At 42.3% G+C, this 14,325-nt stretch carries 10 protein-coding genes and 1 pseudogene; 4 read left to right on the forward strand and 7 right to left on the reverse strand.

Features of this window, described 5'->3' with window-relative positions:
* Positions 1 to 285: 285 nt before the first annotated feature.
* Complete coding sequence (locus tag NIE32_RS04560; RefSeq protein WP_253053634.1) at positions 286 to 1,791, forward strand: AMP-binding protein; 1,506 nt, start codon at positions 286 to 288, stop codon at positions 1,789 to 1,791.
* Between the two features lie 421 nt (positions 1,792 to 2,212).
* Here NIE32_RS04560 and NIE32_RS04565 read toward each other — a convergent pair whose 3' ends face one another.
* The 4 genes from NIE32_RS04565 to NIE32_RS04580 form a co-directional block, all read right to left on the reverse strand.
* A complete protein-coding gene (locus NIE32_RS04565) occupies positions 2,213 to 3,220 on the reverse strand; it encodes an NAD(P)/FAD-dependent oxidoreductase (protein WP_253053482.1) in 1,008 nt (335 codons plus the stop codon).
* 189 nt (positions 3,221 to 3,409) lie between these two features.
* Positions 3,410 to 4,423, reverse strand: a complete 1,014-nt coding sequence (locus tag NIE32_RS04570) for an ABC transporter substrate-binding protein (RefSeq protein ID WP_253053635.1) — start codon at positions 4,421 to 4,423, stop codon at positions 3,410 to 3,412.
* An 11-nt stretch (positions 4,424 to 4,434) separates the two neighbouring features.
* Positions 4,435 to 5,196 (reverse strand): ABC transporter ATP-binding protein, encoded by a 762-nt coding sequence (locus NIE32_RS04575; protein ID WP_253053483.1) that lies wholly within the window; start codon positions 5,194 to 5,196, stop codon positions 4,435 to 4,437.
* A 5-nt stretch (positions 5,197 to 5,201) separates the two neighbouring features.
* Positions 5,202 to 6,254 (reverse strand): FecCD family ABC transporter permease, encoded by a 1,053-nt coding sequence (locus NIE32_RS04580; protein WP_253053636.1) that lies wholly within the window; start codon positions 6,252 to 6,254, stop codon positions 5,202 to 5,204.
* A 333-nt stretch (positions 6,255 to 6,587) separates the two neighbouring features.
* Here NIE32_RS04580 and NIE32_RS04585 point away from each other — a divergent pair, with 333 nt between their 5' ends.
* From NIE32_RS04585 to NIE32_RS04595, 3 genes are all read left to right on the forward strand, one after another.
* Positions 6,588 to 8,018, forward strand: coding sequence for an MFS transporter (locus NIE32_RS04585; protein WP_253053484.1), 1,431 nt, complete (start codon positions 6,588 to 6,590; stop codon positions 8,016 to 8,018).
* 285 nt (positions 8,019 to 8,303) lie between these two features.
* Positions 8,304 to 10,820, forward strand: a complete 2,517-nt coding sequence (locus tag NIE32_RS04590; RefSeq protein ID WP_290443457.1) for an EAL domain-containing protein — start codon at positions 8,304 to 8,306, stop codon at positions 10,818 to 10,820.
* A gap of 196 nt (positions 10,821 to 11,016) precedes the next feature.
* On the forward strand, positions 11,017 to 12,432 hold the full coding sequence (locus tag NIE32_RS04595; RefSeq protein WP_253053486.1) for a PQQ-dependent sugar dehydrogenase: 1,416 nt from the start codon (positions 11,017 to 11,019) through the stop codon (positions 12,430 to 12,432).
* A 26-nt stretch (positions 12,433 to 12,458) separates the two neighbouring features.
* On the opposite strand, the gene NIE32_RS04600 is transcribed toward NIE32_RS04595, so the two are convergent.
* The 3 genes and pseudogenes from NIE32_RS04600 to NIE32_RS04610 form a co-directional block, all read right to left on the reverse strand.
* Complete coding sequence (locus NIE32_RS04600; RefSeq protein ID WP_253053487.1) at positions 12,459 to 12,809, reverse strand: DUF2200 domain-containing protein; 351 nt, start codon at positions 12,807 to 12,809, stop codon at positions 12,459 to 12,461.
* A gap of 158 nt (positions 12,810 to 12,967) precedes the next feature.
* Positions 12,968 to 13,075: pseudogene (locus tag NIE32_RS04605) on the reverse strand (hypothetical protein); the annotation flags it as partial.
* The gene (locus NIE32_RS04610; RefSeq protein WP_253053488.1) at positions 13,026 to 14,024 is read right to left on the reverse strand and encodes a tRNA dihydrouridine synthase; all 999 of its coding nucleotides are present in this window, start codon (positions 14,022 to 14,024) and stop codon (positions 13,026 to 13,028) included. The pseudogene NIE32_RS04605 and the gene NIE32_RS04610, both read right to left, overlap by 50 nt.
* Between the last annotated feature and the right edge of the window lie 301 nt (positions 14,025 to 14,325).

Genomic DNA, 14,325 nt, shown 5'->3' on the forward strand with positions numbered 1-14,325 from the left:
CTTGCCTTTTATCTAAAGTTAAGTGCAGAAACCGGCACCGGTTTTCAAAAAGTGCTCTGAACAAAACTTTCTCTGCACTCATTGCGTATATACAAAAGCAAGGATTCATTTATCGCTATGCTACTTTTCGGAATCGATGTGATAAATAGACAGACACTTTTTATGAACGTAGTAGATTATGGTTTATAATGTAGAGACACAAGATTAGCGAGTTACTCATATAACAAATGAGCGGATATCGCACCCAAAAATAGAATTGGTTAATTACTAGGAGTGAACGTGAGTATGTTACAAATACCTGAAGACGTGAACCTATTTGATGAAATGGTAAAGCAAGCAAAGCAGCATCCGAAAAAAGTGATTATTGAGGATCTAACTAGTTCTTTTACCTATAATAAGTTTCTCATTGCGGTAACAATCATGAGTAAAAAGATTAATGAAGTGGTGAAAAATGAGGACCGCGTCGGCATCTTCTTACCCAATGTTGTTGCACAAGTCATAGTGCTCTTTTCTCTATTTAAGAATGAACAGAAACCATGTATCTTGAATTTTACCATGGGGCCGCGAAACATTATTGACTGTATGGAGACCGCTTCCCTTAAGACGGTACTTACATCACGAGAATTTATTAAAAAAGCAGATCTCGGCTATGTGATTGAGGAAATGGAAAAAGAAGTAAAAATTGTCTATCTTGAAGATTTGAAGGACGGGATTTCTGCTTTCCATAAAATTTCCGGTTTGATCGAATCTAGAGTCTCTCGCTTTAAGAAAAGAGATTCATCGGAAGTCATCTTATTCACTTCCGGTACGGAGTCGAAACCAAAAGGCGTTATTTTAACTCATCGAAACATCTATGCGAATATCAAACAAGTACTCGCACATATAGACGTCAAAGAGAACGATCGAATCTTCAATCCGCTGCCCCTGTTTCACTCGTTTGGGATGACGGTAGGCTCGATACTTCCGTTCATTGGAAACGTTAAATCGTTCTTGTATCCCTCACCACTGAGCTATCGAGAGATTCCAAAGATGATTCAAAAAGATAAAAGTACCCTTTTTGTTGCGACCAACACATTTTTCAATAATTACGCCAAATTTGCGACAAAAGAACAATTCCAATCGTTGCGGATTGTGGTTGCTGGTGCGGAAAAGTTAAAAGACGACGTCAGGGAAACTTATAAAACTAAATTTGGAATCACGATTTTGGAAGGTTATGGGGCTACGGAAACATCGCCGATTATCTCGCTGAATACTCCAAAAGCACTGAAAGAGGGCACGGTCGGTAAACTATTGCCGCTCATGGAAGCGAAGATCGCCAAAGTAGAAGGCGTTGACGAAGGCGGAAATTTACTGCTCAAAGGTCCTAATGTCATGAAAGGTTATCTCATTCACGGCAGAGGGTTTGTCCCTTGCGGCGAATGGTACAATACCGGAGATATCGCCCAAATCGATAAAGATGGTTTTATTAAGATCATCGCCCGATTAAAGCGGTTTGCAAAAATAGCTGGAGAAATGATCTCACTGAATAAGGTTGAGGAATTAGCGCTAGAATGTTATGGGGAATCTGATTTTTACGCCGTGAGCATCCCCGATAAGCGAAAAGGTGAACAAATCATCATGTTCACGACAAAAGGTAAGGTCTCAACCCGAGAGTTCAAGAAGTTCATCAAGAGCAAGAAGATGTCCATGCTCTACATGCCGTCCGAGATCGAGTACATCGATGAAATCCCACTCCTCGGCAGCGGAAAACCGAATTATTGGAAACTGGAAAACTTGGCGAAAAATGAATAAAGCACAGCAGATACGCTTATTGATAATAAAAAGGAATCGGATAAAAATATCCGACTCCTTTTTTCATGATCAGACATCGCTCTAGGGAAAATGCGTTCCTAACCGGGAAGGGATGCTTAGCCCGGACTTAATCCGGGAAAATTGAGTTTTAATCTGGGAAAAGTTCAGTGCAATCCGGGAAAAAGGGTTCCTTATCCGGGAAAGGACTCTGAGCCCGGGCTTAATCCGGGTAAACTCTTGCTTTTTGCGCATGGGCTTTTGCTTTTCGTGCATTTGGCCGTACGTTTCGCGCATTGGTTCCTATTTTCCGTGCATTAGTTTCTATTTTTCGTGCATTAGTTTCTATTTTTCGTGCATTAATCCTCTAGATCGTAAAAGGACTGCCTCAAAGTCAAAATGACTTAGTGGGCAGTCCTTATCTTTAGTCTAATTGTTCATGCCACCGTTCATGATGTGTGCTGACCATCGCTTGGGACGGTGCCTCAGGATCCAGATCCTGTTTGATGCTGTTCACGGCAGTTGGCCCTTCAACGAAACCGGCCGCGATTAAGTAAAATTTTTGCGGATAAGAAGCAGCATTACCAATGGCAAAAATGCCTTTGATTGATGCTTCCATCCGTTGGTCAACAACTATGCCATTATTCTCGAGCGACAGTCCCCAATGTTCTAGCCCACCAAGTCCATATTGGAACCCGTGGTTAACAATGAGTGCGTCGGTCAGAATGTGTTCCTCTTTCTCTGTTACTGCATCGCGCACAGTCACGGATTCGAGCTGATCTGATCCTGACAGTGCGACAATCTCAGAATCTAGTTTCACATCAACGGCATGTTTTTTCAGGCGCTCCACCTGATGCTCCAGAGCATGTGTAAATTGCTCGCCCCTATAGACTACGGTCACTTGTCGACAAATTGGTGCAAGTTCCGCCGCCCAGTCGAGTGCACCATCTCCGCCTCCAGAGATAACCACTTCCTTACCAGCAAATTGCTGCACATGACGTACAGCATAAAATAGGCCTGAGCCTTCAAAGTGTTCAGCCCCATCAAGCTGTAGCTTATTGACTTCAAAGGTGCCACATCCGACCGCGAGAATGATTTTGCGTGTGAAGTGCACATCGCCGTTCGTGCTGGTCAATTTAAAGATGCCATCCTCTTGTCGTTCCAGGTGATCAATCACCTGATTTTTAACAATGTTCGGTTGAAACGTTTCCGCTTGCTGAACCAGTTGATCCACTAACTCTTCGCCCGTAATTTTTACGATTCCACCAACATCATATAGTGTTTTCTCAGGATAAAACTGGGTGACAACGCCACCCAAGTCATTCTTTGCTTCAATCAATTTCGTTTTTAGCGCACGCATCCCGCTGTAAAAGGCCGTGTAAAGTCCCGCCGGCCCCCCACCGATGATGGTCACATCATATACATCGATCATTGAATAAGCTCCTTTACTGAAAATCTCTTGAGTAGATCTTAGGAAAACTTAGAATGCCTATGGCGTATGCATTCGACCTTCCATAGTCACCGGGGACATGTTCGCTTACGACCCGAATCTACATCAGTAAAAATTCCCTATGCACCCTCTCATCCTTGAAAACTTGTATTCTTAAATGCCGGAACAACATTATTTATACAACTCGGGATGCATTTCTTTTGCCAGCTGTTCGAGTCCATCGAGCGTATTGTAGCTGTAACTGAACAGGTAGTTATAGTCCATGGTGTACACTTGCTTGTTCTTAATAGCTTTCATACTGGACAGTTTTGGATTCGAGTACAGTGCTTTCTTCATTTTTGCCCCATCATTCTGCCAATCCAGGACAATGAGCACATCCGGGTTTGTTTTGACCAAAGTTTCGACACTAACATTGCCTTTCTCGTTCTGGAACACGTTAGTGAGTTTGACCATTTTAAAGGCATTATTGAAAAACGTTTGATCGTAAGCAGGATAGACATAGACTTCTTTTGGATCCGACATGTGCAGGTAAGCAAAAGTCTGCGTTTTTTTGATTTTCGATAATTGCGCAGTAATCTTTTTCTGACGCGTCTTCAGTTTGTCTGCAAACGTCTTCGCCTTATCCTGAACATTGAAGATCTTCCCAAGGTGATCAATATCTTGGTAGATTGAATCGTATGTACCGCCTGGAATTGACGATTCAAGGACATAGGTACCGACACCCATAGTATTGAGTGCGTCGACTGTACCAACGCCCCAATCCGCATTGTCAAACAAATCGCCACGGCTGACAATGATATCCGGATTAGTTCCGATTGCTGCTTCTTTGCCAACATACGAATTGCTAAGCTTCTTTAACGATGCATAGCCTTTAGCAACTGATTGATCTGCGGTTCCAAAATTCCCACCAACTCCGACAATTTTATCTTTCAGTCCAAGATGAAGAAGCAGTTCGGCTACTGTTCGGGTTGTCGCCATGACCCGTTTCGGTTCTTTCTGATAGACCTCATCCTTCTTCTTCCATTTGGTTCCGCCTTCTGCCTTTGTATAATTTTGTATAGTGAGCGGGTAGTGTGATTTGCTGCTTTTTGCATTCTTGTCCGATCCGTTTGTTGCTGAGTTTCCGCAGCCGGCAAGCAGCAAGAGTGCAGTTAGGCAACCAGCGAGTAATTTTGTCTTTTTCATCATGATCCTCCTCATATTCCGTAGGCAAAGCCTAATCGATGGGTTACTGGATTTATAAAAGTCTGACATTTTATTTGATAAAGTGCCTCTATTGTTTCGGGCGTAAGTACTTCTTCCGGTTTTCCGTGCGCATATATTTCGCCGTCTTTGACTGCATAGACATAATCGCAATACATTACGGCCAGTTCCAAATCGTGAAGGGCCGCCAGCACACTGATTCCGAGTTGCTTCACGCAGGACAGGATCTCAAACTGGTAGCGGATATCCAAATGATTCGTTGGTTCATCGAGAATCATCAATTGTGGCTGCTGGGCAATGGTTCGTGCGAGAATGACCCGTTGTTTTTCTCCGCCGGAAAGCGACAGATAGCTACGCGTTCGATAATCGAGTAAACGTGTCCGCTTTAATGCCTCTTCGACGATCTGATAATCATCCGATTGATCCTGCTCTAGTAATTTCTTGTGCGGCGTCCGACCGAGAAGTACCATTTGCTCCACAGTTAAGTCAAAGCTCATTTCATTGAATTGACCGACAACCCCCAAATGCAGCGATACTTTTTTCTCTGAGCTCTTCAAGACATCAAGAGCGTCTAAAAAGACGGTTCCACTCTGTGGGATCAAGCTTTTATAGATACTTTTCAGCAGCGTCGATTTTCCGCAACCGTTCGGCCCGATCAACCCGACAAATTGTTTGTTTTTCACAAAGACAGAAGCATTTTTAATGATTTCTTTCTTGCCTCTTCGCACATACAGTGCTTTCGCTGCAAGTTCCACTTCTCTCAGCCTCCAAAATTGTAGCCTTTTTTCACAATCATATAGATAAATAGCGGCGATCCGATGACCGATGTAATGATGCCAATCGGCAGATCAACATTGGGAACCACGATTCGCGACAGAATGTCTGCCCAAATAAGAAAGAGTCCACCCAAAAGTAGCGTCGCCGGAATTAAGCGTTTATGATCCGCACCGAAGAGTCCGCGGCAAATATGTGGAATAATCAGACCGACAAAGCCGATTGTTCCCGCATACGCAACCATCGTTCCCGTGATCAGCGCTGCAAGGATCATATAGATTTTGCGAAAGGCACTCAAATTAATGCCCAGTGTGATCGCTGACTCATCGCCGAGCAGCATTGTATTGAGCACGCGATGTTGGAACAAAAAAATAATGCAGCCGATCAGAACAACGACAGTCAAAATTGGGACCTTGTCCCAGCTTGACGGTGCAAGACTTCCCATTGACCAGAATGCCACCTGTTGAACACCCGCAGCATTGTTCGCAAAGTAGATCACGAGACTGGACAATGAGCTGCAAAAAGCACCGACAACAACACCGGAAAGCACAAGTTTCACCGGCGACGCCTTGCCACCGATACTTGAAAGCAAAAGCACCGCAGCCGAAGTCACTACGGCACCGATAAAGGCACCAAATGCTATGCCAAAGTTGGCGAAAAAGGCGCTCGCCCCAAAACCGACCAGAATCGCAATCGTCGCCCCAAGAGAAGCACCAGAAGAAATCCCGATAATATATGGATCCGCAAGCGGGTTTTGCACAACAGCCTGCATCACTGCTCCGCACAGAGATAGGCCCATACCAATCAGCAAAGCGAAAATCACCCGCGGCATTCTAATTTGATAGATGATCGTGAAATAGGATTGATTCCCGACAGCATCCGAAGAACCCAACTTGCCGTTTGTTAGTACATGCAACAAGATATTCATCGATCGATTGAACGGGATATGTACTTGTCCAATTGAAACAGAATAAATCGCGGAAATGGCAATGAGAAAGAGAAGAAGCAGTATAATCGGATAATAGAAATAGCCGATCATTCCACGTCTTGCCCCTTGATTGACCAAAGAAATCACCTCTCAATCATTTAACTGATAATGATTATCATTATCTTTTATGATTCTAAACCAAAATGTGTGAAAACACAAGATGGCAAACTGACTTCCTTAGGCACCCTTAAAATGAAAAGCTTCGCTTTAAAGGATTGTTCCTACTCACAATCACGAACGCAAAATCAGGTACAATTGAGGTCACCTACTCATAAATCAGATTGTTCGCTTCTCATTTCGCATTTTGTTACTATGAACAAGAAAAGGTGTAACCGCTGTCGTTCTGAATAGACTTGTCGATTAATCAAGTGGAGGTTCCCTCTAATGACCCAGTCGAAACAAAACAAGAGTGCTCGATCCATAACTGTTGGTCTCGCCTTAGCCATCTTCATGTCATCGCTCGATACAAGTGTCGTCAACATTGTACTTCCGACGCTTGTGAAAGCCTTCAACACCTCATTTTCCGGTGTACAGTGGGTGATCATCAGTTACATGCTTGCAGTCACCTCGCTGATTGTCGGTGCCGGTAGACTCGGCGATCTTTTTAACATGAAAAAGGTCTATCAGGTTGGCTTGGCAGCCTTCACCCTGGCCTCATTCTTTTGCGGCTTAGCACCAAACATCCTCGTGCTCTCAGTGGCACGCTTTATTCAGGGAATCGGTGCAGCGATTATCATGGCGCTTAGTTTTGCGATTGCCCAAGATGCCTTTAGAGGAAAAATTGCTGCCCGGACCATGACCATTCTAACGGCTATGGTTTCACTCGGCTTTGCAATCGGTCCGACGATTGGTGGCGTTCTGATTGACATGTTCGGCTGGCGTTCCATATTCTTTATCAATGTACCACTCGGCTTACTGGCTCTTCTGCTCATGAAACCCTATTGCCCAGCACGCGCGCATAACGCATACATCCCTTTTGATTATCACGGACTACTCACGCTTGGCACTGCACTCGCTGTTTTTGTTTCCGCCATGCTTCGATCAGAAAACAGAGGATTTAGTGATCCGTTGGTTTTATTTCTGTTCGGCGTGGCACTGATCGGATTTATCATTTTCTTTCTGCTTGAAATGCGGACGACTCACCCGCTGATCCGCCCCTCAGTTTGGCGGAACCGCATGCTCTGTACAAGCTTATTTGCAAGTATTTTTATCTATAGTAATCTGAATTGTGTTCAGGTAATTGCCCCCTTTTTCCTTCATCAAATCTCGCACTTAAGTAATGCACAGATGGGTCTCGTCTTTTCTGTCGGTCCTGCTGCAACAACACTACTCGGTTTTATCGCGGGTTGGTTGATGCAGAAAATAATGCCATGGAAAGTCATGACGTTTGGCATTTTACTCATTCTTCTCGGCGACTTCGCAATGACTTTTTTATCCGCTACAAGCGGTGCAGTCGGTTATGTCTGGCGGATTATCCTGATCAATGGTGGACTCGCCTTCTTTCAGACCCCGAATAATGCAGTCGTCATGCAAAAAGCTCCTGATGCAGATAAGGGTCTGTTTTCATCAATGCTTGGTCTCGGTCGCAATCTCGGTCTTACAATTGGCACATCCGTGATGAGCTCTCTCTTCGCTATGCTGGTCTATGCCTTTTCTTCAGCGAAGGCCCCATTTTCCGATTCCGGTGCACTGATCAGTGCTTATCAGCATATCTTCCTCTTACTAATCGCGAACATGCTCCTTACATTTGTCATACTCTTGGTTGGCTTTCGGGAGAAAGGAACGGATCCCGTGCAGCATTCAATAGGACATTAAGTGGTCTTCTTATTGCAATTTCTGGTATTCTCGCTTTGATAAGAAAGTAATTAACTTTGTCACGTAAAAAGCCGCGTAATGCGGTTTTTTATTTTGCCTCAATAGAGTGCATTCATCAGAGCATTATTGTCTGATTTTCTTATAGTCATAGTAGCGACATTATACTATTATATAAAGAACGCAAAGATACAAAGCAAAATTTTACCCCATCAGTTTTGAAAAGGAGGCAAGAAAATGTTTTGGAAGGCTCGTAAACATGAAGCGGCGATCGCCCAGGACAACACAATGAAGTACTCCGATTTATTTTATCGATCACTTTTCGATCACAATCCGGATATTGTTTTTTACTTGGATATCAACGGCGTTATCACTTTACCAAACGAGCGATTTTCTGAATTTCTCGGCTATGATCCTAAAGAAATAGTATTAAGTAAAACAGAAAAATTTTTACAAAGTGATAAGGTTTCCTCATACATAAAAAGATTTAAAAAGGTACTTACCGGTGAAAAGCAGTATGTAAATACTGTTCTTTTAGACAAAAATGGTAAACCTATCGATTTTTGTTTAATCATGATTCCCGCCAAGACTGACAATCGAGTGATCGGTGTTTTCGTCATTGCAGAAGATATGACCTATAGGAAATTATTGGAGCAATCCTTAGAAGAAGCCGAGTTGAAGTTCAAAAGTCTAGCAGACGGTGCATCCTTTGGTATTTTTATTATTTCAGATGGTAAATTAACCTACGGAAATCCCAAATTATATGAGTTTCTAGATCCGTATTTCTGTGTTGACGACTGCCTGTTCGATCACATAAAGCCGAGTGATCAAACGGATCTTTCCTCTTTTATTAATGAAGCAAAACCTATGGAAAAAAACATTTCTTTTCCGTTTAAATTAGAGAAGCAAGACGGTACTCAAGCCTATTTTGAATGCCATGTTAAAAAGACTTTCTACCAGAACCAGATCACAATTGTTGGCTTGCTTCAAGATGTTACAAAACGCAAAAAAGCAGAAGATTTAACCCGACACCTTGCGGATCATGATGAATTAACCGATCTTCCCAACAGAAGGTTTTTCCGTAAAAAACTGACAGAGGAAATCATGATTAGTCAAACATTACAGCGTAAATTCGCCGTGATGTATTTGGATATGGATCAGTTTAAACACATTAACGATACGTTAGGACACCCCATTGGTGATCAATTACTGATACAATTTTCTAATCGATTAAGCGATCTACTCGATGAAGATCATTTCATTGCTCGATTGAGCGGGGATGAGTTTCTCGTTCTAGTGCCAAATATAGTAAATCTAGACCAGGTAATTCACCTATCAAACAAAATCATCAATACGTCTGAAGTTCCTTTCTTAATCGAGGATTATCGGTTGTTCGTTAACATAAGTATCGGAATCAGCATATATCCGAATGACGGAGATGATTCTGCCACTTTAGTTAGACATGCTGATTCCGCCCTTCATAAAGCCAAAGAAAAAGGACAAAACAAAGTTCAAATTCACACCTCTTCTATGGATATTGAAAGTTATAAACTTTTCAATCTGGAGTCAGATCTTCGTCAATCACTGGAATTGAATCAATTTGAATTATATTATCAACCAAAAGTTGACGGTACTACCCATCAAATTGTAGGCGCTGAGGCGCTTATTCGCTGGAATCATCCTAAATGGGGTCTTGTCTCTCCACAAGAATTCATTCCTTTGGCAGAAGAAATGGGCATGATGTATAAAATAGACAGATGGATTGAACAAACTGTCTGCGAGCAAAACAAAGCCTGGCAAAATGCAGGATTACCGGCGATACCCATCTCGATCAATCTCTCAGCAAACCGATTCTTAGAGAACAATCTGATGTCTGATATTATGGGCATCCTTTCGAAAACTGGGTTGGATTCCAACTATTTAGAAGTCGAAATCGTGGAATCTTCCCTTCTTGAGAACGAAAAGATTGTGTATTCTATTTTAGATGGTTTACAAAGTGAAGGAATCAGAATCAATCTTGATGACTTTGGTACAGGTTATTCATCCCTCTCCTATCTCAAGCGCTTTAAAGGCAAAATTAACACGTTAAAAATTGATAAATCCTTTATTGACGATTTAAGTGAAACAAATGAAGAAAGTTCAAACTTCATTACAAAGTCAATTATTGAACTCGCTCATCATTTAAAGATGGACGTTGTCGCAGAAGGTGTAGAAACTCGAGAGCAGCTGAAAATATTACAAGATTTCAAATGCAATATTATTCAAGGTTACGTCTTCTCTAAACCTGTTTCCACCGATGAATTTGCTGAACTGTTAAGGAATGAAAAGTTAAACGATCCTACCGTTGAACGTCAAGAGAACGTGACCAATCGTGAAAATCGTAGAAAGTATTTTAGAATTGATCTGGATATCCCGTTACATGGGTCAATTACCCTCGTTCAATTTCATGAAAAAAAGGTCAATCTTGGCAAAACCACTATTCTCATTGAAAATATTGGCTTAGGCGGATTACGTTTTCTTTCAGATTTGCGCTTTGGCGTTGATCCATCTTTGACATTGGAAATCGAAACAAAAATTCTCGGAAAAGTGATTAAACGTCAAGGTTCAGTGGTCTGGGTGAAGGAATTAAAATCTTCAATTTTTCAATATGGATTTAAATTTTCAATTGAAGAAAATGAACGGACCAATCTTTCGCAGTTATTAAATAAGTTTGCCATCCTTCTCAGAAACGATCATCACGTTCCAGACTGTGATTTTATTACAACTGATAAATACGACTTTTTCAAAAGAAAAAAACACATCTAACCTAACTTAGACAAAGAACATGAAAAGAGACTGATCAAAAAGCCTCTAAAACGAGTAAATGGAGAGAAAAGCGTCAACTTTTCTCTCCGTTTTTCTTTTTTCGTCGATCCGGTTAGAATTCATCCCTTTCACTACTAAGAGAACCGTTCGAATCATATGATTTGAAACAAGAACATAAAAAGGACGGTAAAGTTCGTTGAAAAAAGTTAATGTTCGTTTGCGGCCTATTGTTCGTAGGATAAATCTACCCACTGTTTTGAAAACAACGATGCTTCCGGGTGACTCAATCGAAAGTTTATTTATTGCAACCCAGATAGGAGAGATCTTTTGTGTACGAAATGGAGTTCTAGAGACTTTTTTAGATATTCGCCCGAGAATTTTAAAACTAGGTGCTTCTAGTGGTGGCTACGATGAACGGGGATTACTCGGTTTAGCCTTTCATCCCCAATTTTATGATAACGGTCTGTTTTATCTTCATTATTCAGTAGCCGGAACACAAGGGCCCGGTGCGCTCACAAAACCTTTTAAGCCTGACCCATGTGTTCCCAATACGTTGAACCTTAAGTGGGTTAATAGAGACATGCACTATGATCATATTGATACCGTTGAAGAATGGAGCTTACAAACAAATGGTCAACCTCTAAAACGGCGAACACTACTGAATGTAAGAAGACCCTTTTTAAATCATAATGGGGTCAATAGCTTAAACTTTTCACCCGAAACAGGGAAACTCGTGTTAACAACCGGAGATGGCGGATCAGGTTATGATCCATTTAATTTAAGCCAGGATGATATCGAAATCGCCGGTAAGATCATTGAAATTGATGTAGCTAAGACAACATTTATCGATCAGCCACCCGTGGTTACACGTTTTCATGAACTCCCCGTACCTATTCAAGAAACGCTTACGGTCATTGCTAAAGGGGTGCGCAATATACCAGGCATTGCATATCAGAGATTATATAAACAGTATATAAAATACGTGGGAAATGTCGGACAGGATTTGGCAGAGTCAATTTTTTCATTCGTTTACTATAAACCCATACCAGTGAATCAGCTTGTTCAAGCTTTTTTGACGCAATCTGAACTTGACCGAGAAGGATTGATTAATTTTGGTTGGCGTGGGTGGGAAGGTGCATTCCCCACTTCGCTAATAAGGGCTTGCGCTGCAAATCCGACTTCGGAAGAGCAAACAATTGCTTATTACGACGAAGCTGTGCAAACTTCAACGCTGCGTCTTCAGCCACTAACGAGTTATTTTCACGAAGAACCAAGACCTGATAAATTTGGTGGAACTGCACTGACAGGCGTACAGCCCTATATGGGAAACGAGATCCCCGATTTAACCGGAAGCCTTGTGTTTACCGATCTTGCTCGGAATGAAGAATCACAACCGCCCATTAGAGGGGTTTTAGCCTATACCCGAGTAAGCGCAGATTGTAAACTCAACGATTTTAGCGTTATTGAAGCCAATTACAATTTTGGATCTCAATCCGCTTATTACGTTAGTTTAGGAACAAATTTGGAGCAAACCAAACTCTATTTAGGAGTTTATGGATCTATGAAAGTGGCCGATTTTAACCAAGGCACTATTTTTGAGATTGTGCCGTGATCGAATCCGTTGGCATAAATTCACCGTCAGCTCCTCAAAATCTTCTCCATTTTTCTGCCTTTTGCTAACTCGTCAACCAGCTTGTCAAGCCATCGGATTTTCTGCATGAGCGGGTCTTCGATTGCCTCAACACGATACCCGCAAATCACGCCTGATATTTTTGCAGCGTTTGGGTTTAACTGCGGGGCTTCGCTAAAGAAGGTTTCGTAATCAACATTCTTCTCAATTTGCGCTTGCAAGCCAGAAGCGTCATAGCCCGTCAGCCAACAAATCACAGTATCCACCTCTAATTTGGTGCGTCCTTTGCGCTCCGCCTTTCGGACGAGTAGCGGGTAGACGCTCGAAAACGCCATCTTGTACACGCGCTCGTTTTTCATTAAGTAACACTCCTTTGCTCTATTCTTCACAAAACGATGTTGGTGATCTATATCTTACAAAACACGCGTGTGTCGCGTATTTCGCTTTTCCGAATTTAAAAATTCCATAGGACTCACGTATTCTCACAGTGATAAACGCTTAAGAAATACTCTTTTATCGGATTGACCTGGAAGAAAGAACGTGCAGAGATTGCAAAGATGATGCCGCCCATTTGATCATAGATCTGATTGCGGCTCCAGATCGTGTTTGCCTTGTTCCCGAACAAAGTGATCAAGCAATGCACGCACTTCATCTGATGACTTTGTGCTCATCAGTTGATTCCTCAATTCACTTGCCCCTCGAAAACTACGGACATAGATCTTAAAAAAGCGTTGAAGCGCTGTAAACGGACGTAGCTCTAATGCTTTCGCATATTGATCGTGGAGATCCAAATGTAGCCTTAAGAGGTCAAGCAATTCTTTACTACTATGCTCTTTCGGTTCTTTTTCAAAGGCAAATGGATTTGTAAAAATACCGCGCCCAATCATTAGCCCATCCACGCCATATTGATCAGCGAGCTTCAGGCCGGTTTGCCGGTCAGTGACATCACCATTGATCGTCAACAGTGTATCTGGTGCCAACTGGTCGCGAAGTTTCTTAATCTCCGGGATGAGTTCCCAGTGAGCATCAACTTTGCTCATTTCCTTCCGTGTACGCAGATGAATGGTAAGATTAGCAATGTCTTGTTGCAATACATGTGTCAGCCAGTCGTGCCATTCGTCGACATCCGTGTAACCAAGCCTTGTCTTCACACTTACAGGTAATCCCCCTGCTTTTGTTGCTTGTATTATATCTGCTGCGACATCGGGACGCAGAATAAGCCCGCTTCCCTTCCCATTCGCCGTCACATTAGGCACCGGGCAGCCCATATTGAGATCCACACCGCTAAATCCTTGTTTCGCCAGACCAATACTCATCTGTCGAAAGCATTCAGGCTTATCCCCCCATATTTGGGCGACAATCGGTTGTTCATCCTCTGTAAAAGTCAAACGCCCACGCACACTATTGATCCCCTCTGGGTGACAATAACTCTCCGTGTTTGTAAACTCTGTAAAAAACACATCAGGTCTAGCTGCTTCACTAACTACATGGCGAAAAACAACATCCGTCACCTCTTCCATTGGTGCCAGTGCAAAAAAAGGTCGTGGTAAATCACGCCAAAAATTATTGATCATATTTAAATTCAAATCCTCTCATTATGGGGTACCCAACCAAAACTTATCCCCAAAGTAAGGGGGGACCCGGAAATCAGAAATGTATCTTTCGGTTCAGAAGTTTATTTGTTCGTTAGACAGTTTACAGTTTTTTCTCTAGTAAAGTAACTGCTTTGACGTGGCTGGAGTCGATAGGATTGATGTCATTGGCCAATTGTTGAATCTTACGTTCAGGGAAACATATCAATCCGTCTTCACTAAAAACATTCTAACTAGCGTTCTCCATTACTGCAATAGATTTACTGCCAATAACCAACTCAGA

Source organism: Sporolactobacillus kofuensis (genome assembly GCF_024125425.1).
Classification (GTDB): Bacteria; Bacillota; Bacilli; order Bacillales; family Sporolactobacillaceae; genus Sporolactobacillus; species Sporolactobacillus kofuensis.